Below are 25,893 nucleotides of genomic sequence, written 5' to 3' on the forward strand. Positions count from 1 at the left end.
GACGCTGCTAACGAACGCTCCGGAATTGCAAACGGAGACCAGCATGAGCGCCGACCTCGAAAGCCGCATCGAAGCTGCGTGGGAAGACCGCGCCAATGTAACGCCGCAAAGCGCGGACGTGCGCAAGGCGGTCGAAGCGGCGCTGGACATGCTCGACAGCGGCAGCGGCCGCGTCGCCGAGCCTGACGGCAAGGGTGGCTGGACGGTCAACCAGTGGCTCAAGAAGGCGGTGCTGCTGAGCTTCCGGCTCAATGACAACCGCGTGATGGATGGCGGCAGCGCCGGCCATCCGGCCTTCGACAAGGTGCCGAGCAAGTTCGCCGGCTGGGACGATGCCGCTTTTCGCAAAGCCGGTTTCCGCGTGGTCCCCGGCGCGGTGGCGCGCGAAGGCGCCTATATCGCGCCCGGCTGCGTGCTGATGCCCAGCTTCGTGAATATCGGCGCCTATGTCGGCAAGGGCACGATGGTCGATACCTGGGCCAGCATCGGCAGCTGCGCGCAGATCGGTGAGAACTGCCATATTTCCGCAGGCGCCGGCATTGGCGGCGTGCTCGAACCGATGCAGGCCAACCCGACTATCATCGGCGACAATTGCTTCATCGGCGCGCGCAGCGAGATCGTCGAGGGCGTGATCGTCGGCGAAGGAAGCGTCGTGGCGATGGGGGTCTTCATCACCCAGTCGACCAAGATCGTCTACCGCGACACCGGCGAAGTTATCCGCGGCCATATCCCGCCCTTTTCGGTGGTCGTGCCCGGTACCATGCCCGGCAAGGATGGCGGCCCCGGCCTCGCCTGCGCGGTGATCGTCAAGACGGTGGACGCGCAAACCCGCGAAAAGACCGGCATCAACGAGCTGCTGCGCGACTGACAATACGGAACATTCGCCGCGCAGAAACGTAAATCTCCCTGACACACGCGGGATCGCGTCCATCGAGGGAGTACAGTTTCATGCACAAGCAAGGCGAAGAAATCCACGTCACCGACACCGAGGCAAGCGGTGGTTCCAAGGAAGGCGTCGTGCGCTGGGTGCTGGCTGGCGGCCTGCTGCTGGCGATCCTGTTGCTCTCGATCACCTGGATCGTGCCTGCGCTGAGCACGGGCGATGTCGAGGAGGAAGGCACGGTCAGCGGCCAGATTTCCTCCACGGAAGATGACGGCGACACCACCGACAGCATCATCACCGATCTGGGCGACGACCAGATCGCCACACCCGATGACCAGGCCACCACCGAAGACGGCCTCGAAATCGTCGAGAATTGAGCGCCGGCGAAAGAGAGGTCGCATGAGCAATCCGAACAGCTTCCGGACCGACCAATATGTCGAATGGAACTGGGGTAACGGCAAGGGTAAGGGCCAGGTGAAGGAGCGTTTCGAACGCGAGGTCACCCGCACCCTGCAGGGGACCGAAGTCACGAAGGACGGCGACGGGGACAACCCCGCCTATCTCATCAAACAGGAAGACGGCGACGAAGTGCTGAAACGCGGTTCCGAGCTGTCGGAGCAAGACTGATGCCTGCACAATCTAAAGCCCAACAACGTGCCGCCGGAGCCGCGCTTTCCGCCAAGCGCGGTGACACCAAGGTCGGCGACCTCAGGGGCGCATCGAAGGACATGTACGATTCCATGACCGAAGAGGAACTGGAGGATTACGCCTCGACCGATCTCGACGGCCTGCCCGAGCATGTCGACGACGACGACGATTGAGCCTGCGGGCTTTGCGCATTTCCTGACCGCGCAGGACGGCGGGGTTTACGAGCGGGCGCTCGATGAAATCCGTGCCGGGGCGAAGACCAGCCACTGGATGTGGTTCGTCTTCCCGCAGATTGCCGGGCTCGGCAAAAGCGCCGCCGCGCACAAGTTCGCGCTTGCCGACCGCCACGCAGCACGCGCCTATTGCCGCCACGAGGAGCTGGGTCCGCGGCTGTTCGAAGCGACCGAAGCAATGCTCGACTGGGCCGGCACGATGGACGCCAGGGATATCCTCGGCGCAGTCGATGCGATGAAGTTCCGCAGTTCGATGACGCTGTTCGAAGCGGCCTGCGACGACGAGGATAGGCAGGTCTTTGCGCACGCGCTCGACCAGTTCTTCGGCGGCGAGCGCGATCCACTGACGCTGGAGAAATTGTAAACCGCGCGCTGGCGGGGGCCTATTCTGCCCCGTCGCGCGGCTCGCCCGCCGGATATTCATACGGCGGCAGGTCCGCCGCACTCGCCGCATAGGCTTCCGCCGCGCGCATGACGCGCATCATATTGCGCGAGGCGATCTTTTCGAGTTCGTCCTGCGTATAGCCGCGCCGCGCGAGTTCGACGAACAGCGCCGGATAACCGGTAACATCTTCCATCCCGATCGGGCCGGTGGGCATGCCATCATAGTCCCCGCCGATGCCGATATGGTCGATCCCCGCCACCGCGCGGATATGGTCGATATGGTCGGCCATGTCCGAAATGGTCGAAACCGGCGCGCGGTTCTGCGCGTCCCATTTGGCCAGCTGCGCTTCGACCGTGTCGGGCAGGCCAGGATAAAGCGCCTTCAGCCGCGCTTCTTCACCAGCGCGATCGGCCGCATGGGTGCGCAGTTCCTCGGTCAGATACCACGGCAGCGCCACCACCATCACGATCCCGCCATTCTCGGGTAGGCGGGCAAGCACCCCGTCGGGCACATTGCGCGCGTGACCGTTGATCGCGCGCGCACCCGAATGGCTGAAAATCACCGGGGCCTGCGCAGCGTCGAGCGCATCGGTCATTGCCGCATCGCTCACATGGCTCAGATCGACCAGCATGCCGATGCGGTTCATTTCGCGCACCACATCCATGCCGAAGGCGTTGAGCCCATCATGTTGCGGCGCATCGGTCGCGCTGTCGGCCCAGCCCAGCGTCTTGCCATGCGTCAGCGTCATGTAGCGCGCGCCCATGTCGTACATCTGGCGCAGGACCGCGAGGCTCGAACCGATCGAATGGCCGCCTTCCATGCCGAGCAGCGAGGCAATCCGCCCCGCCGCCATCGCTTCCTCGACATCATCGGCGGTCAGCGCGAGTTGCAGCGCATCGGGATAACGCGCAATCAGCCGCTTGGTCACGTCGATCTGCTCGACGGTGGCCTGCACCGCTTCGGCTTCGGGCAGGTTGGCGCTGACATAGACCGACCACCACTGCGCCCCGACCTCGCCCACGCGCAGCCGCGCGAGGTCCGAATGCATCGCCTCGCGCCCATCACGCGCGGTATCGAGCGTATCGCGGAAATCGAAGCTATTGATCACGTTGCCCAGCCGCGAACGCAGCTGGATGGGTACGTCGTTGTGCCCGTCCCAGACCGGTGCCGCTTCGAGCGCGGCAGCGGCGGTGCGTTCGGCCTTGTCCTGCGCCAGCGCCGGGGTTCCGAAGGAGAGAGCGGCGGCGGCGGAAGCGAGCAGGAAATGGCGCATGAACAGGAACCCCTTGATGTAGTATGCCCCGTCCTAGCAAAGAGGCGCGGCAAGGAAAGGCCCCAATCATGACCATCACCGCCCGCTGGAACGGCGAAACGCTGGCCCGCAGCGACGACACGCTCGTCGTCGAAGGCAATCACTATTTCCCCGCGGGCGATGTCATGCGCGGCGTGCTCGTGCCGAGCGAGACCACCAGCCATTGCGGATGGAAGGGCACGGCGAACTATTATTCGATCAATGCGGGCGACGCGATCAATACCGACGCGGCCTTCTACTATCCCGAACCGCTGGAAGCCGCCGCCGCGATCAGGGACCGGATCGCCTTCTGGAAGGGCGTCGAGGTGATGGACCTGTGACCATCCCTCGGGCGATTGCCGGAGGTCCGCGCGCGTGATCCGGCACACTCTGCGCTGGCTGCTCGCGGCCTTCTATGCCTTCGCCGGATATGTGCACCTCGCCAACCCGGCCCCGTTCCTGTCGATCATGCCGACATGGGTGCCGGCGCCCGAGGCGGTGGTGTTATGGACCGGGATCGCCGAATTGCTCGGGGCGGCGGCGCTGGCGCAATGGGCCAGCCTGCCGCTACGCCGCGCGGGCGCCATCGGCCTCGCGCTTTACGCAGTGTGCGTGTTTCCTGCGAACATCCATCACTTCGCGCTCGATCTGGCGCGCCCGGGTGGGGGGCTCGGGCTCGGCTATCATGGGCCGAGAATGATCGCGCAGCCGCTGGTCGTGTGGCTGGCGTTGTGGACCGGCGGCGTAACGGACTGGCCGCTGCGCCGCCGGTAACACCTTAGCTCATGTGCTTCGAGACGGCGCCCGTCATCTTGAACATGGAGATCTGTTCCTTGCCGATCACCGCGCCGAGCTTGTCGTCGGGGTTGATCATGCGCCGATCCTTGGAATCCTGCAGGTCGTTCGCCTTGATGTGATCCCACACCTTGGAGGTGACCTGGGCGCGGGTCATCGGACCCTTGCCAACCACGGTTTCCAGTTCCGGCGAAAGATTCACCGGCTTCTGCAGTGCGTTGTTCTTGCCAGCCATGACAGTTCCTTTCCTTGGCTATGCTTCAATCGACGTCGCCAAGATCCTCGACATCCAGTTCCTCGACCTCATGGCCTTCGAACCGGGCTGTCAGGACCGCGGCGGCGGTTACATGCCCGTCAAGATTACGGACGAGTTCTTCGAGCGTCGCCCCCGGCATCAGCGTGAGCGGGAGGTCGACTGCAAAAAGCTGAAAGATATAGCGATGCTCTTCGCCCAGCGGCGGATCGGGCAGCAGCCATTCCGAATTGCCGTGGGAATTCTTGCCGGTGCGCGGCGGGGTTTCGCCTTCCATCAGCTTGCCCTTCTGCGGCGGCAGGCCCCAGACGGTCCAGTGGATGTGCCCCTTGTCGGCATCCTCGACGACCAGCACCAGCTCGTGCGCGCCCGGCGGCGGCGCGGTCCATTCGAGCGGCGGCGCGACGGCATCTTCCTCGACCGCAGTAAAGGAAGGATCGAGTTCGCCCTCGTGACGGAATGCTGCACTGGTCAGGGTAAAGCCGCCCCGACCGAGCACGCGCTCGTCGGCAACCTTCTCCAGCGTGAGCGTATGCCCGATGGCACCTCCGCCAACCGCATTCTGAACCCAGGGCGCAACGCCGCTAGCCATGAAAACTCCTGTATTTGCGCCACTGCGGCGTATTCCGGTCGACCTTTAAGGCATAGCTGCGGGCGACAAACCATCCCGCGATCCGAAATTTGCACCGTTTTTGAGGGAAACCGGGGCTTGCCAGAGACCATTCGCGCCCTTGCCCGCCCCCGATTTAGCCGTCATTGATCGTGACCGATGCCTTCGGGGGGACCGAGGGACGGGATCAGGAGAGGAAGCGCATGGGTCTGGGTCGCACCATTTTCACTGCAACACTGGCATTCTCGCTCGCCGCATGCGGCGGTGGAGGAAGCTCGAGCGGAGGCGGCAGCGGCTCCGGAGGCGGCGCGGTCGGCGGCGGTGGTGGCGGTGGTGGCGGTTCCTCCGACAATTGCACGCTCGCCAGCCGGCAGGACTGGACGCTGGGGCAGATGGAGGAATGGTATCTGTTCCCCGACCTGCTCGACCGGACCGTGAACGCGGGAAATTTCAGTTCGGTCCAGGGTTATATCGATGCGCTGGTCGCGCCTGCCCGGGCGCAGGACCGCGACCGCTACTTCACCTACATCACCTCGATCGCCGAAGAGAACGCGCTGATCAGCAGCGGATCCAACGCCGGTTTCGGGGTGCGCCTGGGCTATGATACCGCCGCCCGCCGGGTGTTCGTGGTCGAGGCTTTCGAAAATGCCCCCGCCTTCGCGCAAGGCATCGACCGCGGCAGCGAAATCATCGCCATCGGCGGACAGAGTGTCGCCGCGCTCATGGCCGACGGCGGTGCGCAGGCGGTGGTCAATGCGCTCGGCCCAAGCGATCCGGGGGTGACCCGCCAATTGCGTATCCGCCAGCCCGCTGGCGGCGAGGTTACGGTCGGCGTGACCAAGACCGAATATGCACTCGACCCGATCTCGGATCGCTATGGTGCGAAGATCCTCGACAATGGCGGGACCAAGGTCGGCTATATCAATCTGCGCACCTTCATCATCGATGATGCCAAGGCCCAATTGCGCGATGCCTTCGCCGTCTTCCGTGCCGAAGGCGTGACGCAGATCATCCTCGACTTCCGCTACAATGGCGGCGGGCTGGTATCGGTCGCGGAACTGCTTGGCGACCTGCTCGCGGCGGACCGGACCGGACAGGTTTTCAGCAAGACGACCTTTCGCGATTCCAAAAGCGACTTCAACGAAATCGCCCGCTTCGCCGCCGCACCTCAGGCTATTGCAGCAACCAGGATCGCGGTGATCGGCACCGGGGGGACCGCGTCTGCCAGCGAGTTGGTGGCCAATGCCTTCATCCCCATCCTGGGCAACAACATCGCGCTGATCGGCACCGATACCTATGGCAAGCCGGTTGGGCAGATCGCCCGCGACCGGTCGGCCTGCGACGACCGGCTGCGCGTGGTCGCCTTCCGCTCGGTCAATGCCGATGACGGGGGCGATTACTATTCGGGCCTCGCCAGCGTGATGCCGCAAACCTGCCGCGCGAACGACGATATCCTCACCCCGTTGGGCGACCCGGGCGAAGCCTCGATCGCCACCGCGCTCGATTTCCTCGCCGGACGCAGTTGCACCGCGATCGGCGCGGCGGCGGAAGGTCTCGCCGAAAGCCGGGCATTGCCCGCCAAGCGCGAACTGGTCATGCCGCAGGCGCCCTCGCCCGCGCAGATCGAAATCCCGGGCCTGCAATGACCGAGCGGCACTACACCACCTTCGCTGCCTTCTGGCCGTTCTACCTGCGCGAACATGCGCGCCCCGGAACCCGCGCACTGCATTACATCGGCACCTCGCTGGTCGTCGCGCTGGGCGTGGCAGCGCTGGCGACGGGCAAGTGGCTGCTATTGCTCGGCATGCCGCTGGCCGGGTACTTCTTCGCCTGGATCGCGCATTTCGGGCATGAGAAGAACCGCCCGGCGACCTTCTCCTATCCGCTGTGGAGCCTGCGCGCCGATTTCCGCATGTGGTGGATGTGGCTGACCGGCAGGCTCGGCCCCGAACTCGAGAACGCAGGCGTCACCAAGCGCTAGGCGACCGCTGCTGCCATGGTCATCAGCCCGAGGCCGAAGGACAGCGGCACCCGCAGCGGCATCCACCAGCGCGGGGCGAGCGGCCCCAGTCTGGCATCGACACCCAGGCTGACGAGCAGCGCCCCGCTGAGCATGGCCAGCGAAGGTTCGGGCCACTGCCAACCTAGCGCCCATGGCACGAAACCGGCGAGCGCCACGAGGCTTGGCAGCACCGCCGCCACCCACACCCAGCCAAGCGTGTTGCGCCGCTGCGCCGCGGGGGCCGCCGCCGCGATCCCCCACCACATCCCGCCGAGGAACGACAGGATCAGCGCGGCATATGCAAAGGCCAGCGCCTGCGCGGGTTCGCGCCATTCCGCCGGACCCGCATAAAGCACCCCGACGCAGGCCAGTTGCGGCAGCAGCCCGGCGCGGCCTAGCCAGCGCGGCAAGGCAGGGACAGTGTCCATCAGGGCAGTTCCGGTTCGCCAAAGGGCTGGCTGTCGGTCCAGGCGCATCCCTGGCGCTGTTCGTCGCCCACAAGCAAGGTCGCAGTATAGGGATAAGTCCGGTCGCTCATCCCGTCCGAACATTCGCCCGGCGTGATCATCAGGTCGAACGCCGCCCCGTCGAGCCGCCCGCTGATACCCAGCCCGTTATTGCCCGCGAACCGCTCGACCGCGAACTCGCTGCCGTCCGGGTTCTCGGGGGTAGCATAGAGCGCGAGGCCGCCGCCCGCCGCGCCGTTCCAGAAGGGTTCGGTGCCGATGTAATGAACCACTTCGCCTGCACCGATGCCCGCGAAAGTGCCGGTGTCGAGGCCCTCGGGCACATCGCCCGAGCCGGTGTTGCAGGCAGCCAGGAGCAATGCTGGCAAGGCGGCGAACAGGATGCGGGTGGTCATGTGGTCTTCCCGTGCTGGCGGATGAAATTCGCGGTTTCGGCGCGTGCGCGCTTGCCTTCGGGGACAGGCAGCAGCATCCAGACGTGAAACATATCCTCATACTCGCGATAAATGTGGTCGGGCATGCCCACTTGCGCGAGCTTGCCGGCAAGGCGGCGCCCGTCGACCAGCAGGATGTCGGCGGTGCCCGAGAAGATTGCCATCGGGGGCAATCCCTCCAGCGGTCCGAATAACGGGCTGACGCGCGGATCGTCGATTGCCAAATCGCCGCGATACATGTCGCCGCAGGCCTTGAGCCCGCTGACCGCCAGCATCCCGTCGCGCGGTTCGATTTCGCGCTGCCCTTCGGCAGTGGCCGTCGCATCGAGCCAGGGCGAATAAAGCACCAGGCTGCCGGGCAGCGGCTGATCCGCGGCCTTGAGCATCTGCGCCAGCGCCAACGTCATGCCGCCGCCCGCGCTGTCGCCCATCACGGTGACATGATCCGCGCCATAACGCTCGGCCAGTTCGAGATAGAGCGAGCGCATCGCCTCGAGCGTCTCGTCAGCCTTGTGTTCGGGCGCCAGCGGGTAGAGCGGTACGGTCGCCGAGGCGCCCAGCCGCTCGCACAGATCCGCCACCGCGTCCCAATGCACCGCGGCGATATCCATCACATAGCCGCCGCCATGCAGATACAGCAGATGCGGCGCGCCGGGCTGGGCCCCGCCCTTGGGTTCGAGCGTGACCACCGGAAACCCGCGACTGCCATACTCGCGAATATCGAAGCGCTTGTGCCATTTCGCACGCGGGCGAACCGGCTTGGCCGCACGCAGCTTGGCGATCCGTTCGTCGAACTTGTCGGGCTGCGAGAAGAACCGCTTGATGCCGAGCAGCGGCAGCGCGAGTTTGACGAGGCGGGCGCGAATACTGGTCATATCAATCTTCCTTCAGGCCCGACCGGACCAGTCGTGGCTCAGCAGCTTGACCGTGACGCGGCCCGTGGCGACCAGCGCGCCATCGGCATCGTGCATCGGGACTTCGGCGGTGTAGCCCGCGCTGCCCTTGCGCTCGAGATCGGCCTCCAGCGCGGCAATATGGCTCTCGGTGAGTTCGTATTCGCCGGTGACATCGCTGGCCGCCATGCGGTGAAAGTCCACCGCGATGTCCTTGATGATTGGGAAATGGCGCGCGGTGTCGAGGATCGAGATCCCCGGCCCTGCCGCGATCGCTTCGGCGAGCACACAGAAGGCGCCGAGATACATCACGTCGACATGGTTGGCATTGCCATCGAGCGGCATCAGCAGTTTCGAATACCCACGCCGCTCCTCGATCCGGCGCATCCCGGTGCGCTCGACAAAGGGTACGCTGTAAACCGGCTTCTCGGCGGCTACGCCCATCGGTGTTCTCCTCTCGCCCGCGCAAGACGCTAGCGCGCCGCGCCGCAGGTGCAAGCTTCGAAGCAGGCATATGCCGATATGCCGCTTGGCATGGCGCGTGGGCGGCGCTGTAGAAAAGCGCCTACGAAAAAGGCGGCCCCGTAAAGGAGCCGCCTTTCGCGAGTAACAGTGCGATCGCCTTACTGCGGCATCAGCACGGTATCGATGACGTGGATCACACCGTTCGAGGCGGCGACGTCGGTTGCGGTGACGGTGGCGGTGCCGCCGGCGGCATCGGTCAGCACGACATTGCCGTCGACCACGGTCGCGGTCAGCGTGCCGCCGTTGACGGTGGTGATGGTGTAGCCCGCATCGCCTGCATCGGTGATCGCCTGCGTCAGCGTTGCGGCATCCACATTGCCTTCGACCACGTGGTAGGTGAGGATGTTGCCGAGCGTTTCGGTGTCATTGGTGGTGAGCTCGGTCAGCGTCGCCTCGGGGATCTTGGCGAAGGCATCGTTGGTCGGCGCGAAGACGGTGAACGGGCCGTCACCCGACAGCGTTTCGCCCAGGCCGGCGGCGGTCACCGCGCTGACGAGCGTCGAGAAAGTCTCGTCGTCCTGTGCGACTTCGACCACAGTGCCGGCTTCGGCTTCTGCATTGGCCATCTGATCGGCGGTGGCGGTGTCTTCATAGGCAGCGGTTTCGGCCGGTTCTTCGGCGCAGGCGGCGATAGCCAGCGATGCGGCCGAGGCGAGCGCGATGGTAAGCTTGTTCATATCCATTCCCTTTATTCGGTAGTCGTGAGCATTGTCACAGCCGACGGTTTCCGGCCGCTGCTTCAAGATACGAACGCTGCACCGGTCCGGATGTTTCGAACTTGGGCAAAAATAAGGCAAAGCGGCTGGGTTGCGCGAGCAATGGAGGGTCGAAGCGCGACGAATGCGTCTTGGCGCGCCCTTGATGGAAGCGAAAATCGATTACTCTGTGCGTCATTCATCGCTTCAATCGATCAAACGGCACTCCTATCTGCGATGAATGAAACGCAACCTGTCCAAGACGCTGACCTTCCTCGTCCTCCACCTGCTGGTCGGGTTCACGGTCGCCTACCTGTTCACCGGGTCGGTGATGCTTGCGGGCGGGATCGCGCTGGTCGAACCGCTGGTCAACGCGGTGGTGTTCTTCTTCCACGAACGCGCGTGGGAGCAAAAGGACCGCCCCGCGCTGCTCGATGTCATGCTGCACCGCCACGGGGCGGAGGAACGCTCCGTCCCCGGCTGACACGCGCAGCCCGGGCGGAGCGCGCCCGCGCTACCGCTTACAACACCTTATCGGGCCGCGGGTCGTGGCTGTGCTTGGATTCCTTGCCGAAGTGCCGTTCGAGCCGCTGGCTGAGCGTCGCCGCCGCCTTGCGCGCGGCATCGTCGACCTTGCCCGCGTGTTCGGTCACGCCGATTGCCTTGCCGCCGCGCGGGCGCGCCTCGATCGTGCAGGCCTTGTCGTCCGCCCCGCCCTTCGCGCCGTTTTCGTCGCGCACGTGGATCTCGATCCGCGTGAGCCGTTCCTCGAACCGCGCCAGCTTCTCGCGCACGCTCGCCTCGATGCGTTCGGCGACGTTCTCGGTACCCATGACCGAAGAGTCGGAATTGAACTGGACCTGCATAGTGGAAGGCTCCTCTCATTGTTGTCTTGCCTAACCTCGAGATGGGGATTCGTGCGCGTGTTTCCAGCGGTTTGATGGAACGGGCGGAACGCGGTGCTGCGATTGGAGGACCCGGCCCCCAAAGCGATCACCCTGCCCGCGCGCGCCGCCGCCAGGCCCGCAATTGCCAATCCGCCCTGCAAACGGTACACCGGTGTCATAGCCCGCTTGGGGCGCTGTTTGGGGACAGGATCATGCGTATCGCTCTTTGGTGTCAGACTTCCGCCGCGCTGGTATTCGCTGTCGGCATCGCCGCCTGTTCGCCCGCGCCCGCCGATGAGGCGGATGAGGCCGCGGCCAGCGACAGCGCGATCCTCGCCGATGGGCCCGAAGCGGTGGTTACCGAGCTTGGTGCCGACGATATCCCCGAGGGCGCACGCGCCGCCGCGCTCGAGGCAGTGCCGGGCATGAGCTTCGCCGGGGCCGAGCGCAAGGAGCGCGACGGCATGGTGTTCTACGACGTCGAGGGCACGCGCGCCGATGGCAGCGAGGTCGAACTCGACATGCTGGTCGAGGACGGCGTGTTCCGCGTGGTCGAGATCCAGCGCGATCTCGCCTGGGCCGATGTCCCCGCGCCCGCGCGCGCCGTGGCCGAAGCCGCGCCCGACATGTTCACTCCCGTCCGCGTGATCGAAAGCGTGCAGGAAGACGGCGCGGTGATCTACGAGCTGTTCCGCGAAGGCCAGCCGGGCGAACCCGCCGCCGAGGTGAAGCTCGCGGATGGCAAGGCCGAAATGCTCACCGAGCGCTGGGCCTATTGATCCGCCCGCCGATCGCGGGGCTGGTTCGCGCGCGCGCCGATGGCTAGGCAGGCGCGATGTCCAGCCCCAGCCCCACAGCCGCCCCCGTCACGATCCTGGTCGATGCCGACGCCTGCCCGGTGAAGGAGGAGATCTACCGCGTCGCCGAACGCTTCGGCGCCGAGGTGCGCGTGGTCAGCAACAGCCCCTTCCGCGTGCCGGTGAGCGCGCGGGTCAAGCGCGTGGTGGTAAGCGACGGGTTCGATGCCGCCGACGACTGGATCGCGGAGCATGCGGACGCCCGCAGCGTGGTCATCACCGCCGACATCTTGCTCGCCGAACGCTGCCTGAAAGCGGGCGCACGCGTGCTCAAGCACGACGGGCGCGCCTTCGACGCCGCGAGCATCGGCAGCGCCGTGGCCACCCGCGCGATCATGGAAGACCTGCGCGCCGGGATGGACGGTGCCCACGGCGGCCCCCCGCCCTTCAGCAAGTCCGACCGCTCCAACTTCCTCCAGGCGCTCGACCGGGTGATGGTCGAACTGCGCCGCTAGCGCGCGGCGGCTGCCCGCGCGAATAAACGCGCTTTGTCCGGCGCGCAGGCGTAGGGCCATGGCCGGGGCATTCCGCCCCGATTGGAACCACGCATGTCCAAGGGACAGAAATCGAACCGCGAAGCCCGCAAGCCCAAGAAGGAAAAGGTCAAGACCAACGCCTCGCAGCCGTCGCAAAAGCCCGGCGCGATCAGGGGCCTGGAGAACATGAAGAACAGCTAGCGGATGCGAGCGGGCGGCGGGTGCAGCCTGCCCCCCGCCGGTCCGCCGCGGCGCTGCCGCAAAGCGGCGCGCGCTAGGCCTTCTTCGCCTTATGCGCGGCAATCGCCTCGTCGATCGCGACGATCCGCTGCCGCTCAGGCGTGCCCTTGGCCAGCCCCTTGAGACGGCAGGTCGCCCACAGCTGGCGGCGTTCGGATTCGAGGTTCTTGAGATAGAGATCGGCCATGCCCGCGCATATGGGCGTGTTGGGGACCGGTGGCTAGGGGGCGTGAGACCAAGTGTACCGACCCCGCAATTGCGGAACTGCTGCAGGCGCTGGCCCGCGTGCCGGTGAAGCGCGCGCGCGGCCAGGCGGCGTGTAGGACATGTGGAGGATTTGCCCCCTGCCACTCCCATCACATGGACCGCATGGACCACAGTCCATTGCGAAAAAAGTCCGGGCGTGCGCGCGGGGGCTTGGCGGAAGTGGTTCGCGAGGGGACGGAGCGCGTACATGGCCCGCAGCAAGACAGGTTTGCGCGGAGTAGGAAAGCCCTCAGGTGAGGTGCCGGCGGAACCAGTGGGCGAGTTCGGCCCCGGGGAGGTCGATCATCCCGTCATCCCAGCGAAAGCTGGGATCTGGCTCGGTCGCGCGAAACGACGGCGATCCCAGCTTTCGCTGGATGACGGATATGGGCCACTTCGCCAGCGCCCGCAGGATATTGCGCGGTGTGTTCATACGGGCGCTACAATGCGCCGTTAGCCATGTCGCAACCAAAAGCTGCTAGTCATATGCGTCATGGAAACCGTCAATTTCCTGCTGGATCGCCCCGTTGCGTTACTGATCGTGCTGCTTGTCGGCGCGCTGATCGGCGTCGCTTTCGAGCGGGCAGTCGCCAGCGCCGATACGGCAAAGCGCAAGGCGTATTGGCAGGGGCGCAATGCGCAGCGGTTCGGTAAAAAGAGCGCAGGGCTGCGCAAGATCGAGGCGGCGGAGCGGGGACAGGCGATCCGGTCCGATATGGCGGCGGACCAGTTGAAGATCGTCAGCCGGGCCAAGTTCACCTCGCGCTCGCTGCTCAACAAATCGGAGGCCAAGGTGTTCGAGGCGCTCGACAAGGCGGTGATTGCGCGCAATCCGAAATGGCAGGTGATGGCACAGGTGAGCCTCGGCGAATTCCTCGCCAGCCCCGACAAGGACGCCTTCTTCGCGGTCAATTCCAAACGCGTCGATTTCGCGCTAATGGACGAGCACTGCCGGGTGGTCCACGCGCTCGAATACCAAGGCTCGGGCCACCACACCGGCGCCAGCGCCGCCGCGCGCGACGCGGTGAAGAAGGAAGCGCTGCGCAAGGCAGGCATCGGCTATCACGAGGTGGTCGCGGGGCACACGACGCCGAGCGAACTCAGGGCGTTGGTGGACCGGTTGGTACCGGCAGGTTAATCACTCGCTAGACGAGAGGACGTCGCCTGCCTTTCAAAAGGCATCAGACCGTCGCGATCATATGCGGCAATATTATCGAGGCGCAGTTGCTCGTAGTGAGCCTGTATCTCGCGAGCTTTCTCAAGATGCTCAGGCGAGGGGTCCGAATTCAAAGCATCGCCGAATTGCTCGAGCATAGCGTTTTCAACGCCATCGAATGAAAAATCGTTCTGCATTCCTCTCTTCATGGCAAACGACAAAAGTCTGCCAGACTCATACGGGATATCCTTGCCCTCTAAGAATCTCTTGAACAGCCAGAGGATCAGGTCTGCGACTTGAATACCGGGGCTGTGTTCAGACGCAGAAATCTCAAAATCTGAACCCGGAACTTGGCGCAGTACGCGAGTTTCACCTGGTAAATGAATAGGGTCGGGAAGGGCGTTCGAGAATAGCTGATGCCAATGGGCCAAGGTTCTTTCGAACTGCGATTGTCGGTCGTGGCGGATCAGTCGAACAGGCCGATCCCATTTCTTGGAAAGAGCTTCCAAACCCTCCAGCAAATTTGTGAATGCCACGCTGTTTGGCATGTGCCCATTCTTCGCCTCTCTACCAGTCTGGTAGAAATCAAGGCCTTCCGGGTGGTCTCTCGTCCATTGAAGAGCGTCAGTGACAATTTCTCGTGAACGAGCATCGGGGAGGCGATCAATGCGAGCAAGTACAGCGGCACAGATTTCCGGGATCAGCGCTCGTGCGCGAGCCTCTGATCTTTCCATCAGCATTTTCCAAAACAGCTGAGCGACAGTTTCATCGACTAGAGAGGCAACCTTGAATGCGAGAATGAGCCGCAACGGTCGCACATTGTACGCGTGCCAAGGTACCGCTGGATTCTCACCGCTATCGAAGAAAGTATCGAAAAATTTCGTGGCTAGGAGGTACCGCTTTTCAACCCGTGAAATGAAAAATCGCGCATCCGCTGCCTTTAGAAGCTTCAGCACCGGCCCGGCGATTGGCTCAATGCCACCAACCCCTAATTCTGTTGCATGGATGCCAGAAAGGTTTGCATCCGCTAGAATCTTATCAAACTGGCGCGCCTTTGACCTGTCGAAGTCACTTCGCGTGATGAGTGCCGCTGTTAAAAAAAGCGGCTGATCTTCATCAAAAAGATTGCCGCCAGTATTACCAGTTTCATCTACAAATGCGTACATCTGACTTCACCAAAAAGAAAAGGCCTACCCTAGAGCGAAAGGGTAGGCCTCAAATAGGGTGTGGGATTCGAACCCACGGGAGACCCTAAGATCTCCACCGACTTTTCAGGTCAGCGCAATAAGCCGCTCTGCCAACCCTCCAGATTCCAGCTCTCGCTGGTGGACAGCCAATGTGGGGAGCGTAACGCGGCCTTCAAGGGCTTTCGCTAGGCAGATACAACCTCTCCCCCTTCTCGCGGTAAACCTCGCTCATCTTCTCCATCCCCGCGCGCGCTTCCTCGGCCTCTTCAGCGCTTGTCTCGCGCTTGATGTTCTCGCTCGCAAGGTAGCTGTCCGAGTTCTGCTTCGCTGCGAATTCGCGCACTTCCTGCGTGATCTTCATGCTGCAGAACTTGGGACCGCACATCGAGCAGAAATGCGCGGTCTTGGCGCCTTCTGCGGGGAGCGTCTGGTCGTGGTATTGCTCGGCCGTGTCGGGATCGAGGCTGAGGTTGAACTGGTCGCGCCAGCGGAAGTCGAAGCGCGCCTTGGAGAGCGCGTCGTCGCGGACCTTGGCGGCGGGGTGGCCCTTGGCAAGGTCGGCGGCGTGCGCGGCGAGCTTGTAGGTCACCACGCCGACCTTCACATCGTCGCGGTCGGGCAGGCCGAGGTGTTCCTTGGGCGTGACGTAGCAGAGCATGGCGGTGCCGTACCAGCCGATCTGCGCGGCGCCGATGCCGCTGGTGATGTGGTCGTAGCCGGGCGCGATATCGGTAACGAGCGGGCCCAATGTGTAGAAGGGCGCTTCGCCGCAGGCCTCGAGCTGCTTGTCCATGTTCTCCTTGATCTTGTGCATCGGCACATGGCCGGGGCCCTCGATCATCACCTGCACGTCCTGTTCCCAGGCGCGCTTGGTGAGTTCGCCCAGCGTGTAGAGCTCGGCAAACTGGGCTTCGTCGTTCGCGTCGGCGATCGAGCCGGGGCGCAGGCCGTCGCCGAGGCTGTAGGCGATGTCGTAGGCCTTCATGATCTCGGTGATCTCGTCGAAGCGCTCGTAGAGGAAGCTCTCCTTGTGATGCGCGAGGCACCATTTCGCCATGATCGAGCCGCCGCGCGACACGATGCCGGTGACGCGCTTGGCGGTCATCGGGACATAGGGCAGGCGCACGCCCGCGTGGATGGTGAAATAGTCGACGCCCTGTTCGGCCTGTTCGATCAGCGTGTCGCGGAACACTTCCCAGGTGAGGTCCTCGGCAATGCCGCCGACCTTTTCGAGCGCCTGGTAGATCGGCACGGTGCCGATGGGGACGGGGCTGTTGCGGATGATCCATTCGCGCGTGTCGTGGATGTTGCGCCCCGTCGAGAGGTCCATAACGGTGTCGGCGCCCCAGCGGATCGACCAGACCATCTTGTCGACTTCCGCCGCGACATCCGATGCGACGGCGGAATTGCCGATATTGGCGTTGATCTTGACGAGGAAGTTGCGCCCGATCGCCATGGGTTCGGTTTCGGGGTGGTTGATGTTGTTGGGGATGATCGCGCGGCCGCGGGCGATCTCGTCGCGGACGAATTCGGGCGTGACATATTCGGGGATCTCGGCGCCCCATGAATTGCCGTCGAATTCGCGGCGCACCTGTTCGCGGCCCAGGTTCTCGCGCTCGGCGACATATTCCATCTCGGGCGTGATGATGCCCTGCCTCGCGTAATGCATCTGGCTGACGTTCATGCCGGGCTTGGCGCGCAGCACTTTCTTGGCGACATTGGGGAAGGCGGGGACGCCGCCCGAACGGTCGGGGCCGAGCTGGCCGTTATCCTCGGGCTTTACCTCGCGCGCGGTGTATTCCTCGACATCGCCGCGCGCCATGATCCATTCGCGGCGTTTCTGTTCGAGGCCGGCGCGGATGTCGATCGTGGCATCAGGGTCGGTATAGGGGCCGGAGGTGTCGTAGACGCGCACGCTGGGCTCGCCGCCCTCGAGGTCGATCTCGCGCATGGCGACGCGCACGCCGCTGCCGCTTTTCGCGCCGATCTGGACCTTGCGGCTGCCGCGGATCGGGCCGGTGGTGACGCCGATGTCGAATTTGCTGTTGATGTCGGCCATGAAATGGACCTTCCTTGGAAAAGAGCGGGAAGTGTTAGAGACGCAGCAGCGCGACGACGATGAGCGCCGCGCCGAGCAGGAGCGAGAGACCGGCCCAGAGCCGGTTGGCAGCGCCCATCAGGCGCCGCGCGAAAGCGAGGAAATTGTCGCCAAAGGCGAGGATCAGCGCGCCCTCGACGACCATCCCGCCGCCGATGACGGTGACCAGCACCGCGAGCCAATCGCCCGGTCGCCAGGGCGAGACGAGGTAGATCGCGGCGCCGAGGCCGAGACAGACGATGCCGGTGAGAAAGCGCAGGCCCAAATCGCGTTCGAAATGCGCGACCATCCCTACCCAGCCGCCCGGATGGCGCAGTTCGCCGATCGCGGCGCTGGCGGAATAGAGCCCGATGAACAGGGCGATCCACGCGGGAATATCGATACCGTCGGCCATGCGAAATCTCTCCTCGCGACGGATGGAGAGCAGGGCCCTGCACGGGTACCGCCCACTCCCTCCGCCGATGCTAATCGGTTCAGGTTCGACGGGTCGGGCGGTGCTACGCGCCCCTCTCAGCCTGAGCAGGCTCCCCGGGGATGGCGCTGTTGTAGGCGTGTTCGCGCGCCGCGTCCAGCGAGGGAAAAACACCGCATTCGACACTTTATTTGCAAATGATTATCACTAGCCTTGACTCCTGCGACTAATTCGCAATAGCGGCGCGGAAAGTTCAGATGAGGAAATCATTCATGTCCACCGCTTCCCCCGCCGCGCGTCTGCTCGCCTGCACCGCGCTTGCTCCCTGCCTGTTCGCCGCCGCGCCCGCGCTCGCCGACGAGGCCATGGACAGCGCCGCTGCCGCACCCGGCATCGTGGTGCTGGGCGAACGCGATGACGACCCGCCGCGCAGCGCGACCAAGCTGCCGCTGGAAGTGATCGACACGCCGCAATCGGTCTCGGTCATCGGGCAGGACCTGATCGAGGACTTCGGCTTCGACGAGATCAACGATGCGCTGGCGGTGGTCCCGGGGATCAATGTCGAGCAGGTCGAAACCGACCGCACCTATTACACCGCGCGCGGCTTCGACATCAGCTGGCTGATGGTCGACGGGCTGGCCACGCCCAATGTCTACGGCCCCACCAGCGGCGCGCTCGACACGGTGTTCTACCAGCGGGTCGAAGTGGTGCGCGGCGCCAATGCGCTGCTGTCGGGGATCGGCAATCCGGCGGGCACGATCAATTTCGTCCGCCGCCGCCCGACCGGCGAAACGGGCGGGTCGGCCGCGCTCAGCTATGGGTCGTGGGACACGATCCGCGGCGAGGCCGATCTCGACATCGCGCTGGACGAAACCGGCAGCTGGGGCCTGCGCGCCACCGGGGCGATCACAACGGGCGATTCGCACCTGCGCGACTACACCTCCGACCGCTATGCCGGGCAGCTGGTCCTGGCGGGCGAGATTACCCCGACGCTGTCGCTCGCGATGGGCTATTCGCACCAGCAGAACAATGCCGACAACGTGCTGTGGGGCGCGCTGCCGCTGCTGTTCACCGATGGCACGCCGACCGACTATCCCGTCGGCACCTCGACCACGCAGGACTGGACCTATTGGGACACCACCAACACTCGCGGCTTCGCCGAAGTGGCGTGGAACCTCGCGCAGGACTGGACGCTCAGGACGGTGCTGACACGGCAGGACACCTCGAGCGATTCGGAACTGTTCTATGTCTATGGCACCCCCGATCGCGACACCGGGCTGGGGCTGCTCGGCTATCCCGGCGCCTACCAGTACGACACCGGCGGCTGGGTTTCGGATACCGAGCTGAGCGGCCGCTTTGGTGCCTTCGGGCGCGAACACGATTTGGCCGTGGGCGTGCAATATAGCGACACCAGCTTCGGCTACCTCGGCCGCCAGGCCCCCTTCACCGATCCCGCCTGGGGCCCGCTTCCCGCGCTGCCCGACTGGACCGGCGAGGAAGTCGGCCGTCCCGCCTATGGCGCGGCGCAGGTCGATGCCGATTTCGATTACCGCATGTGGCGCGCCTTTGCCGCGACGCGGCTCGAACTCACCGACCGGCTGAGCGTGGTCGGCGGCGCCAATTACATCGATGTCGAATCCGAGGGCATCAGTTACGGAGTTGACTTCGGCCGCAGCGAAAGCGCGCTGAGCCCGTTCGCGGGCGTGACGTTCGAGGCGATCGACGGGGTCAATCTCTACGCCAGCTATTCGGACATCTTCCTGCCCCAGCACGAAACCGGGACCGACTATGCCCCGCTGGGCGCGGCCAAGGGCGAAAGCATGGAAATCGGCCTCAAGGCGCAGACCGCCGACGGGGCGCTGCTCGGCACGGTGGCGCTGTTCCGTGCAGAGCAGTCGAACCTCGCCGAATCCGCCGGGCTCGATCCGGCCACCGGCCAGACGCTCTACAATGGCATCGACGTGGTCAGCGAAGGCGTCGAGTTCGAAATCACCGGACGTCTGGCCGAAGGGCTGCTGCTGCAGGCGGGCCTGACGCATCTGTCGCTCGAGGATGGCAATGACGGCAAGGTGCGCACCTATGTCCCGCGCACCACCGCCGATATCGCGCTGCGCTGGCAGCCGACCACGCGGCTGTCGCTGGGCGCGGTGCTGGGCTGGCAGGATGATGTCTATCTCGACACCGCGCTGGGCCGGATCGAACAGGACGCCTATGCCACGCTGCAATTGCAGGCCGGCTACCAGCTGACCGACAATCTCGAGCTGCAGGCGAATATCGCCAATGTCGCGGACGAGAAATACCTCACCAGCCTCTATTGGGAGCAGGCCTATTACGCCGCGCCGCGCAATTACACGCTGACGCTGCGGGGTAGTTTCTGATGGGAGGGGACGGCGCACTCTGGCTCGGCTGCGTGCTTGCTGCGGCGGGCGTGGCCGGATTGCGCCTGTCCTGGGGGCGCAAGGGCAAATCGCCCGTGCTTAGCGCGCTCGGCTGGACGGCGCTTGCCGCGGGCTGCGTGGGTGCGGGCATGGCGAGCGGCGCCTGGGGTGTGGCCATTGCCGCGCTGGTCGCCACCGCGGTGGCCTGCCTGTTGCTGACCCATGCGGCATTCGAGCGGCCGCGCATGCCGCGCCGCGCCGCCGAACCCGAAAGCGCGGCCGCCGCATCTGCGCCGGGCGACTGGCACCGGGGTGTGATCACCTTTGCGCTGACCGGACCGCTCGCGCTGGCGGTGGCGGTCGTGCTCGCGCTGGGAATACGTGCCGCCGCGCTCGACTGGCCGGTGGCGGAAGCGGATGCCAATGTCATGGTGCTGGCGCTGGTCCCGCTGTTCTGGCCGCTGCTCGCCTTTGCCATGCTGATGGCCGAAAGCCGCCGCCCGCAAATCGCGATGCTGGTCGTGCCACTGATCGCTGCATCGCTGCCACTGCTTGCCATGGGGAGCCGGCCATGACCGCGCTGTTTTCGAAAGATACCGTCCGCCGGGGGATCGCGGCGCATTCGGCGATCGGGCTGGTCTGCTGCGCGCTGCTTTATCTCATCTGCGTCAGCGGCACGGCGATCGTGCTGTACGAGGAATGGCAGCGGCTCGAACAGCCAAGCGCGCCCGAGATGGAGAGCATCGCGCCGCAGGCGGTCGAGCGCGCCATTGCCAATGTGGCGGCCACCGAAGCCGGACAGACGCCGACCACGCATCTCTACGTCCATATGCCCACCGAGGCGCTGCCGCGCACGACGGTCACCACCGATACGCAGGCGGTGCATGTCGATGCGCAAGGCGCCATCGCCGCGCCCGAGGAAAACGCCTGGGCCGAATTCCTGCTCGGGCTGCATTACACGCTCAACCTGCCCCCGGTGCTGGGGATGACGCTGGTCGGCATGTTCGGCGCGATGATCGTCGCGCTCGCCGTGTCGGGCATTGTCGCGCATCCGCGGATCTTCCGCGACGCCTTCCGCCTGCGCGCCCGCCGCAAGGACGATGTCGCCACGCTCGACTGGCACAACCGGCTGGCGGTGTGGACGCTACCCTTCGCGCTGGTGATCGCGCTGACCGGAGCGATGATCGGCCTGTTCTATGTCTCGGGCGCCAGCCTCGCCGAAACCGCTTATGACGGCGACGGCGATGCAGCGCTGGCGCCGGTGTTCGGTGCCGAACCCGAGGGGGACGCTGCCCCCGCCCCGTTCCCCCGTGTCGCACCCGTGCTGGACTATATGAACCGCGAATATCCCGGGGTGCGCGTGTCCTATCTGATCCTCCACGATCCCGGGACGCGCGGCCAGCATGTCCAGGTGGTCGGCGAGCACGAGCGGCGGCTGATCTTCGGCGAATATTACGCCTTCGCGGCGGATGGCAGCTTCAAAGGCACTGCCGGGCTTGCCGACGGCGAAACCGGCCAGCAATTCGCCGCGTCGATCTACAAGCTGCATTTCGGCAATTACGGCGGCCTGCCGGTGAAGATCGCCTATATCGTCTTCGGCATCGCGCTCAGCGTAGTGGTGACGACGGGGACCTTCATCTGGCTCAACAAGCAGGCGCGCAAGGGCCGCCCGCGTCCCGTGATCCGCGCGGGCTGGTGGGGCGTGACGATCGGTGTGCCGGTTGCGATCCTCGCCACGCTGCTGGCCCGGCTGACCCTTGGCAATGGGGCGCCCTTCGCCGCGATATTCTGGCTGGTAACGCTCGCCATGGTGGGCGGGGCGATCCTGCGTTCGCGCCAGGCGGGGCAGCGCGGGGCGCTCGCCCCCACACGCGGATTTGCCCCTTAGCGCAGCATCGGTATAGCGGCCCTCACCATTTCCAGGAGAGGATTGCCAACCATGACCCTTCGCGCGCCGCTTACCGCCGCCGCCCTGCTCGCCACCGCCTCGCTCGCCGCACAGGCGCAGGCCCGTCCGATGACGCCGGAAGACGTCGCCCAGCTCGAAAGCGTGGGCACCATCGCGGTTTCGCCCGATGGCAGCCGGATCGCCTACACCACCGCCAGCCTGCCCGACGTGACCGACGGCGAGGAAAACGGCACCACGCAGCAGCAGCTCAAGCTGGCCTATGGCCCGAGCAACGCCCGCGACTTCCTGCCCGACGACATCAGTGTCTCCGGCGTCACCTTCTCGCCCGATGGCCGCATGGTTAGCTTCACCTGGGCCGACGAGGACGAGAAGACCGCGGTCTGGGGCATCCCCGTCGATGGCGGGGCGCAGCGCAAGCTGGCCGCGGTCGAGGGCGCGGCGGTGCGCTCCTACGCCTGGTCGCCCGACGGCAGCACGATCTGGATGCTGGCCGGGGCCGAGGAAGACAAGGCGCGCACGAAGCAGGCCAAGGCCGGGTTCAATTCGGTGGTCTACGAGGAAGAGGCAAAGCTGACGCGGCTGTTCTCCGCGCGGGTCGGTGCCGAGATCGACGCCGAGCCCAAGCCGGTCGCGATTCCCGGCTATGTCAGCGCCTTCAAGGTCGCGCCCGATGGCCGCCACGCGGTGGTCGACAGCGCGCCCACCCCGCAGATCGACGATGCCTATACCGCCAAGCGCGCGCATGTGCTCGACCTGACCAATGGCAAGGTGGTGCGCATTGTCGAAACGCCGGGCAAGCTGGGCGATATCGAGATCTCGCCCGATGGTGCGCAGCTGTCGATGATCGCAGGGGTCGATATGAACGACCCGGCGGCGACGACGCTGCATCTGGTCGATGTCGCGACCGGTGCCTATCGCGCGCTCAATGCAGGTGCGCCCGAGGCAGCGGTCGATGCCGAATGGCTTGCCGACGGACGCCTCGCCGCGGTGATCCACAAGGGCGCGCAGAGCGCGCTGCGGATCTACAATGGTGATGGCTCGGTGGCCGAAGAGCATGACGGCGGCGCGCTGATCCTCACCAGCGTCGAGGCGGGGGGCGGCACGCTGGCGGTCGAGGCCAACAGCCCGCGCCACCCGGGCGAGCTTTTCGTCTGGAACGACGGCGCCTTCCAGCGCTGGACGCAGCACAATGCCTGGCTGTCCGAAATCGACTTCGGCGAGCAGCGCGCCTTCACCTACACCGCGCGCGACGGGCAGGAAGTCGAAGGCGTGCTGATCGAACCTGTCGGCGGCGCACCGCGCGGCGGCGCTCCGCTGATCCTCAACGTCCACGGCGGCCCCGAAGCGCATGACAGCAATGGCTGGCAGACCGCCTATTCCAAGCCCGGCCAGGTGGCCGCAGGCCAGGGCTATGCCGTGTTCCTGCCCAACTATCGCGGTTCGACCGGCTATGGCACCGCGTTTTCCAAGCAGCACACGGGCAATTACACCGATCCCGAGTTTACCGATCTGGTCGATGCCAAGCGCGCGCTGGTCGCAGCCGGGATCGCCGATGCCGACCGCACCGGCGTGACCGGCGGTTCCTATGGCGGCTATGCCACGGCATGGTCCTCCACCCGCTGGAGCGAGGAATTCGCCGCGGGCGTGATGTTCGTCGGCATTTCGAACCAGGTCAGCAAGTTCGGCACGGGCGACATCCCTTACGAGATGTACAATGTGCACAGCGGCAAGTGGCCGTGGGACGACTGGATGGCGATGCTCGAAGTCTCGCCGATCTTCCATGTCGACAAGGCCAGCACGCCGCTGCTGATCATGCATGGCGAGGAAGACACGCGCGTCGATCCGGGCCAGAGCCTCGAGCTGTACCGGGCGATGAAGATCCGCAAGCCCGATGTCCCGGTGCGTCTGGTGTTCTATCCCGGCGAAGGCCACGGCAACCAGAAGGCCGCCGCGCGCTACGACTACAATTTGCGCATGATGCGCTGGTTCGACACCTATCTGAAGACGGGTGACCGCGATGCGCCGCTACCGGCCGAGCGCCCTGTGCTTCCGGCAGGCACCACCGGGGCTTCCAGCGACGACTGATCGCCCCGAGCGGGCATGAAAAAGGGGCCGCGCGGCATTCCACCGCGCGGCCCCTCTTTTTTTTGCGCCGGACTATTTGCCGCCGGCGGCGATCCAGTCGTCGATCTTGGCTTCGAGCACGGTGAGCGGGATATTGCCGCTGTCGAGCACCTGTTCGTGGAAGTGGCGGATGTCGAAATCCTCGCCCAGCGCGGTTTCGGCGCGCGCGCGCAGTTCCTTGATCTTCAATTCGCCGATCTTGTAGCCCAGCGCCTGCCCCGGCATGGCGATGTAGCGCGCGACCTCGTTTTCCGAATAATCGCGCGGATTGCCGTTCTCGACCATGTATTCGACCGCCTGTTCGCGGGTCCAGCCGAGCGCGTGCATGCCGGTATCGACCACCAGCCGCACCGCGCGCTTCAATTCGCCATCCTCGAGCGCCTGCAACCGGTCGACCGGATCGTCATACAGGCCGAGCTCGTAACCGAGGCTTTCGGCATAGAGCGCCCAGCCCTCGCCATAGGCAGTGAACCAACCGTGCCGCAGCAGATCGGGCAGGCTCTCGTCCTCGACCGCGAACATCACCTGGAAGTGATGGCCGGGATTGCCTTCGTGCATGTAGAGCCGGACGGACGGGCTCAGTTCGCGCTCGGCCGCGTTCCAGCCGCTGAAATAGAAGGTGCCGGGGCGCGAGCCATCGGCCTTGCCCGGCTGGTAGGACGCGGCGAGGAAGAACTGCTCGCGATAGGGCTCGTAGGGCTCGATCCGCAGCTCGGTTTCGGGCTGGCGCAGGAACAGCGGGCCGATCTTCGCATCGACCTTCCGGCCGACTTCGTACCATGCTTCCTGCAACGATCCCTTGTTCTTGTAGACCGGCGGGCGGCGGTCGCCGCGCTCGGCGATCGCCTGCTGGCGCGCCTCGTTGATCCGCGCGACTTCGGACAGGCCCAGCCGGTGCACCTCTTCCGCGGTCAGCGGCAGCGTGGTCATCTCGGCGATCCGGTAGGCGTAATAGGCATCGCCGCCGGGTGTTGCGGTGGCGCCGATGCTGGTGCGTGCCTGCGGCAGGTAGCTGTCCGCCAGATAGGCGCGCAGCTTGCGCATTGCCGGGTAGAGCGTGCCTTCGACCGCCGATATCAGCGCGGCGCGCGCCTGCCCTTTCTGCGCTTCGGTGAAGCTTTCGGGCAGCTGGCGCAGCGGTGCGTAATAGGGATTGCTACCCTCCGGCGCGCCCAGCTGCGTGTCGAGCTGGTCGATCATCAGCTCCACCGTCAGCCGCGGCAGGGTGATGCCCTGCTCCAGCCCCGTGTCAAAGCGCGCTATGACATCGTCGACCATCTGCGCATAGGCGGCATGCCGTGCGACATTGTCGGCATAGTCTTCAACCGCCGCGAACGGCATCACGCCATCGGGTGCCGACAGGCCCGGATAGGAGCCCTGGATACCCTGGAAATGGTCGATCGGCAGCGCGAGGATGGTCTTGAGCACGTCGGGCTCGGTCGCGGCCAGCGTGCGTTCCTGCGAATAGCGGAAGGTGTCATAGGCGATCCGCTCGCTCGCGGTGAGCGCCGCGCGGTCGATCGTCGCGAGCGCAGCAATATCGCACATCGCCGCCGCGCGTTCGGTCTCATAGACCGCGGGCGAGAAATCGCCGAGGCTCCCCGCATCGGAAAAGTCGCCGCGATAGAACGCCGCGCGCGGGTTGCGGTCGAGGAAGGCGGCATCGCTGTCGGCCATCAGCGTGCGCAGACGCTGGCTGTCGCTCTGCGCGGCCGCGACCCGGTCGCAGGCTTGCGCCGCGGGGGCCGCCAGCGCGGCGCCGGCCATCGCCAGCGCCGAGGCGACCTGCAGGACCCTGTGTTTCATGGC

General features: G+C 65.3%; 33 protein-coding genes, 1 tRNA gene and 1 riboswitch. Of the genes, 18 read left to right on the forward strand and 16 right to left on the reverse strand.

The genetic code is table 11. From position 1 onward, the window contains the following. Window positions 1–43 precede the first annotated feature (43 nt). The 5 genes from dapD to VWN43_RS11870 all read left to right on the forward strand — a co-directional run bounded on the left by dapD (window position 44) and on the right by VWN43_RS11870 (window position 2,128). On the forward strand, window positions 44–868 hold the full coding sequence (dapD, locus tag VWN43_RS11850) for a 2,3,4,5-tetrahydropyridine-2,6-dicarboxylate N-succinyltransferase (protein ID WP_320181590.1): 825 nt from the start codon (window positions 44–46) through the stop codon (window positions 866–868). Between the two features lie 80 nt (window positions 869–948). Then, window positions 949–1,260 (forward strand): hypothetical protein, encoded by a 312-nt coding sequence (locus VWN43_RS11855; RefSeq protein ID WP_253522002.1) that lies wholly within the window; start codon window positions 949–951, stop codon window positions 1,258–1,260. Window positions 1,261–1,282: 22 nt separating this feature from the next. Then, the gene (locus VWN43_RS11860; RefSeq protein ID WP_320181589.1) at window positions 1,283–1,510 is read left to right on the forward strand and encodes a hypervirulence associated TUDOR domain-containing protein; all 228 of its coding nucleotides are present in this window, start codon (window positions 1,283–1,285) and stop codon (window positions 1,508–1,510) included. Beyond that, a complete protein-coding gene (locus tag VWN43_RS11865) occupies window positions 1,510–1,704 on the forward strand; it encodes a DUF3008 family protein (protein WP_253521995.1) in 195 nt (64 codons plus the stop codon). The genes VWN43_RS11860 and VWN43_RS11865 overlap by 1 nt, the downstream gene beginning before the upstream one ends. Next, the gene (locus tag VWN43_RS11870) at window positions 1,682–2,128 is read left to right on the forward strand and encodes a DUF1810 domain-containing protein (protein WP_320181588.1); all 447 of its coding nucleotides are present in this window, start codon (window positions 1,682–1,684) and stop codon (window positions 2,126–2,128) included. The genes VWN43_RS11865 and VWN43_RS11870 overlap by 23 nt, the downstream gene beginning before the upstream one ends. 19 nt (window positions 2,129–2,147) lie before the next feature. Here the strand turns inward: VWN43_RS11870 and VWN43_RS11875 are convergent, their stop codons facing one another. Next, complete coding sequence (locus VWN43_RS11875) at window positions 2,148–3,422, reverse strand: dipeptidase (RefSeq protein WP_320181587.1); 1,275 nt, start codon at window positions 3,420–3,422, stop codon at window positions 2,148–2,150. A gap of 68 nt (window positions 3,423–3,490) precedes the next feature. On the opposite strand from VWN43_RS11875, the gene VWN43_RS11880 reads away from it, so the two are divergent. Together VWN43_RS11880 and VWN43_RS11885 are read left to right on the forward strand one after the other, a co-directional pair. Next, window positions 3,491–3,781, forward strand: a complete 291-nt coding sequence (locus VWN43_RS11880) for a DUF427 domain-containing protein (protein ID WP_320181586.1) — start codon at window positions 3,491–3,493, stop codon at window positions 3,779–3,781. A gap of 34 nt (window positions 3,782–3,815) precedes the next feature. After that, window positions 3,816–4,214 (forward strand): DoxX family protein, encoded by a 399-nt coding sequence (locus tag VWN43_RS11885; protein WP_320181585.1) that lies wholly within the window; start codon window positions 3,816–3,818, stop codon window positions 4,212–4,214. Between the two features lie 4 nt (window positions 4,215–4,218). Here VWN43_RS11885 and VWN43_RS11890 read toward each other — a convergent pair whose 3' ends face one another. Both VWN43_RS11890 and VWN43_RS11895 read right to left on the reverse strand, forming a co-directional pair. Then, window positions 4,219–4,470 (reverse strand): SWIB/MDM2 domain-containing protein, encoded by a 252-nt coding sequence (locus VWN43_RS11890; RefSeq protein WP_253521981.1) that lies wholly within the window; start codon window positions 4,468–4,470, stop codon window positions 4,219–4,221. Window positions 4,471–4,495: 25 nt separating this feature from the next. Then, complete coding sequence (locus VWN43_RS11895) at window positions 4,496–5,080, reverse strand: YbhB/YbcL family Raf kinase inhibitor-like protein (protein ID WP_320181584.1); 585 nt, start codon at window positions 5,078–5,080, stop codon at window positions 4,496–4,498. Between the two features lie 221 nt (window positions 5,081–5,301). Between VWN43_RS11895 and VWN43_RS11900 the strand changes: the two genes are divergently transcribed. Both VWN43_RS11900 and VWN43_RS11905 read left to right on the forward strand, forming a co-directional pair. Further along, window positions 5,302–6,744: a S41 family peptidase gene (locus VWN43_RS11900; RefSeq protein WP_320181583.1), complete on the forward strand. Its 1,443-nt coding sequence runs from the start codon at window positions 5,302–5,304 to the stop codon at window positions 6,742–6,744. Beyond that, on the forward strand, window positions 6,741–7,079 hold the full coding sequence (locus VWN43_RS11905; protein WP_320181582.1) for an Mpo1-like protein: 339 nt from the start codon (window positions 6,741–6,743) through the stop codon (window positions 7,077–7,079). The genes VWN43_RS11900 and VWN43_RS11905 overlap by 4 nt, the downstream gene beginning before the upstream one ends. Here VWN43_RS11905 and VWN43_RS11910 read toward each other — a convergent pair. From VWN43_RS11910 to VWN43_RS11930, 5 genes are all read right to left on the reverse strand, one after another. Next, window positions 7,076–7,528 carry a DUF3429 domain-containing protein gene (locus VWN43_RS11910; RefSeq protein WP_320181581.1) on the reverse strand — a complete coding sequence of 151 codons (453 nt, stop codon included), beginning with the start codon at window positions 7,526–7,528 and terminating at the stop codon, window positions 7,076–7,078. The genes VWN43_RS11905 and VWN43_RS11910 overlap by 4 nt on opposite strands. Next, a complete protein-coding gene (locus VWN43_RS11915) occupies window positions 7,528–7,962 on the reverse strand; it encodes a COG3650 family protein (RefSeq protein ID WP_320181580.1) in 435 nt (144 codons plus the stop codon). The genes VWN43_RS11910 and VWN43_RS11915 overlap by 1 nt, the downstream gene beginning before the upstream one ends. Next, on the reverse strand, window positions 7,959–8,876 hold the full coding sequence (locus VWN43_RS11920; RefSeq protein ID WP_320181579.1) for an alpha/beta hydrolase: 918 nt from the start codon (window positions 8,874–8,876) through the stop codon (window positions 7,959–7,961). Before VWN43_RS11920 ends, VWN43_RS11915 begins: the two co-directional genes overlap by 4 nt. 12 nt (window positions 8,877–8,888) lie before the next feature. After that, window positions 8,889–9,338, reverse strand: coding sequence for a PaaI family thioesterase (locus VWN43_RS11925; RefSeq protein WP_320181578.1), 450 nt, complete (start codon window positions 9,336–9,338; stop codon window positions 8,889–8,891). A 179-nt stretch (window positions 9,339–9,517) separates the two neighbouring features. Further along, window positions 9,518–10,096: a fasciclin domain-containing protein gene (locus tag VWN43_RS11930; RefSeq protein ID WP_253521962.1), complete on the reverse strand. Its 579-nt coding sequence runs from the start codon at window positions 10,094–10,096 to the stop codon at window positions 9,518–9,520. 259 nt (window positions 10,097–10,355) lie between these two features. Between VWN43_RS11930 and VWN43_RS11935 the strand changes: the two genes are divergently transcribed. After that, window positions 10,356–10,598 carry a DUF2061 domain-containing protein gene (locus VWN43_RS11935; RefSeq protein WP_320181576.1) on the forward strand — a complete coding sequence of 81 codons (243 nt, stop codon included), beginning with the start codon at window positions 10,356–10,358 and terminating at the stop codon, window positions 10,596–10,598. A 37-nt stretch (window positions 10,599–10,635) separates the two neighbouring features. On the opposite strand, the gene VWN43_RS11940 is transcribed toward VWN43_RS11935, so the two are convergent. Then, window positions 10,636–10,980 carry an HPF/RaiA family ribosome-associated protein gene (locus VWN43_RS11940; RefSeq protein ID WP_320181575.1) on the reverse strand — a complete coding sequence of 115 codons (345 nt, stop codon included), beginning with the start codon at window positions 10,978–10,980 and terminating at the stop codon, window positions 10,636–10,638. Between the two features lie 233 nt (window positions 10,981–11,213). Here VWN43_RS11940 and VWN43_RS11945 point away from each other — a divergent pair, with 233 nt between their 5' ends. From VWN43_RS11945 to VWN43_RS11955, 3 genes are all read left to right on the forward strand, one after another. Further along, window positions 11,214–11,780, forward strand: coding sequence for a hypothetical protein (locus tag VWN43_RS11945; protein WP_320181574.1), 567 nt, complete (start codon window positions 11,214–11,216; stop codon window positions 11,778–11,780). 56 nt (window positions 11,781–11,836) lie between these two features. Next, window positions 11,837–12,313: a YaiI/YqxD family protein gene (locus VWN43_RS11950; RefSeq protein ID WP_320181573.1), complete on the forward strand. Its 477-nt coding sequence runs from the start codon at window positions 11,837–11,839 to the stop codon at window positions 12,311–12,313. 93 nt (window positions 12,314–12,406) lie between these two features. Then, complete coding sequence (locus VWN43_RS11955) at window positions 12,407–12,535, forward strand: hypothetical protein (protein ID WP_255358288.1); 129 nt, start codon at window positions 12,407–12,409, stop codon at window positions 12,533–12,535. Between the two features lie 73 nt (window positions 12,536–12,608). Here VWN43_RS11955 and VWN43_RS11960 read toward each other — a convergent pair whose 3' ends face one another. Then, a complete protein-coding gene (locus VWN43_RS11960) occupies window positions 12,609–12,761 on the reverse strand; it encodes a hypothetical protein (RefSeq protein ID WP_197458160.1) in 153 nt (50 codons plus the stop codon). Between the two features lie 309 nt (window positions 12,762–13,070). Continuing rightward, window positions 13,071–13,253 carry a hypothetical protein gene (locus tag VWN43_RS11965; RefSeq protein WP_253521951.1) on the reverse strand — a complete coding sequence of 61 codons (183 nt, stop codon included), beginning with the start codon at window positions 13,251–13,253 and terminating at the stop codon, window positions 13,071–13,073. Window positions 13,254–13,313: 60 nt separating this feature from the next. Between VWN43_RS11965 and VWN43_RS11970 the strand changes: the two genes are divergently transcribed. Next, on the forward strand, window positions 13,314–13,958 hold the full coding sequence (locus VWN43_RS11970; RefSeq protein ID WP_320181572.1) for a DUF2726 domain-containing protein: 645 nt from the start codon (window positions 13,314–13,316) through the stop codon (window positions 13,956–13,958). Here the strand turns inward: VWN43_RS11970 and VWN43_RS11975 are convergent. The 4 genes from VWN43_RS11975 to VWN43_RS11990 all read right to left on the reverse strand — a co-directional run bounded on the left by VWN43_RS11975 (window position 13,955) and on the right by VWN43_RS11990 (window position 17,655). Beyond that, window positions 13,955–15,142: a DUF3800 domain-containing protein gene (locus tag VWN43_RS11975; protein ID WP_320181571.1), complete on the reverse strand. Its 1,188-nt coding sequence runs from the start codon at window positions 15,140–15,142 to the stop codon at window positions 13,955–13,957. The two genes, VWN43_RS11970 and VWN43_RS11975, sit on opposite strands and share 4 nt — an antisense overlap. A 52-nt stretch (window positions 15,143–15,194) precedes the next feature. Next, a tRNA-Phe gene (locus tag VWN43_RS11980) sits at window positions 15,195–15,283 on the reverse strand. A 52-nt stretch (window positions 15,284–15,335) separates the two neighbouring features. Continuing rightward, on the reverse strand, window positions 15,336–17,222 hold the full coding sequence (thiC, locus tag VWN43_RS11985; RefSeq protein ID WP_320181570.1) for a phosphomethylpyrimidine synthase ThiC: 1,887 nt from the start codon (window positions 17,220–17,222) through the stop codon (window positions 15,336–15,338). Window positions 17,223–17,256: 34 nt separating this feature from the next. After that, window positions 17,257–17,655, reverse strand: a complete 399-nt coding sequence (locus VWN43_RS11990) for a hypothetical protein (RefSeq protein WP_320181569.1) — start codon at window positions 17,653–17,655, stop codon at window positions 17,257–17,259. A gap of 38 nt (window positions 17,656–17,693) precedes the next feature. Then, a riboswitch (TPP riboswitch) is annotated at window positions 17,694–17,802 on the reverse strand. Between the two features lie 143 nt (window positions 17,803–17,945). Between VWN43_RS11990 and VWN43_RS11995 the strand changes: the two genes are divergently transcribed. The 4 genes from VWN43_RS11995 to VWN43_RS12010 are packed head-to-tail and all read left to right on the forward strand — an operon-like array spanning window position 17,946 to window position 24,045. Further along, window positions 17,946–20,051 (forward strand): TonB-dependent siderophore receptor, encoded by a 2,106-nt coding sequence (locus VWN43_RS11995; protein WP_320181568.1) that lies wholly within the window; start codon window positions 17,946–17,948, stop codon window positions 20,049–20,051. After that, window positions 20,051–20,626: a hypothetical protein gene (locus VWN43_RS12000; protein WP_320181567.1), complete on the forward strand. Its 576-nt coding sequence runs from the start codon at window positions 20,051–20,053 to the stop codon at window positions 20,624–20,626. Before VWN43_RS11995 ends, VWN43_RS12000 begins: the two co-directional genes overlap by 1 nt. Beyond that, window positions 20,623–21,939: a PepSY-associated TM helix domain-containing protein gene (locus VWN43_RS12005; protein WP_320181566.1), complete on the forward strand. Its 1,317-nt coding sequence runs from the start codon at window positions 20,623–20,625 to the stop codon at window positions 21,937–21,939. The genes VWN43_RS12000 and VWN43_RS12005 overlap by 4 nt, the downstream gene beginning before the upstream one ends. Window positions 21,940–21,990: 51 nt before the next feature. Then, window positions 21,991–24,045, forward strand: coding sequence for a S9 family peptidase (locus tag VWN43_RS12010; protein ID WP_330767431.1), 2,055 nt, complete (start codon window positions 21,991–21,993; stop codon window positions 24,043–24,045). A 72-nt stretch (window positions 24,046–24,117) separates the two neighbouring features. Here VWN43_RS12010 and VWN43_RS12015 read toward each other — a convergent pair whose 3' ends face one another. Continuing rightward, the gene (locus tag VWN43_RS12015) at window positions 24,118–25,890 is read right to left on the reverse strand and encodes a DUF885 domain-containing protein (RefSeq protein ID WP_320181563.1); all 1,773 of its coding nucleotides are present in this window, start codon (window positions 25,888–25,890) and stop codon (window positions 24,118–24,120) included. Between the last annotated feature and the right edge of the window lie 3 nt (window positions 25,891–25,893).

Source organism: Qipengyuania sp. HL-TH1, from assembly GCF_036365825.1.
Lineage (GTDB): Bacteria > Pseudomonadota > Alphaproteobacteria > Sphingomonadales > Sphingomonadaceae > Qipengyuania > Qipengyuania profunda.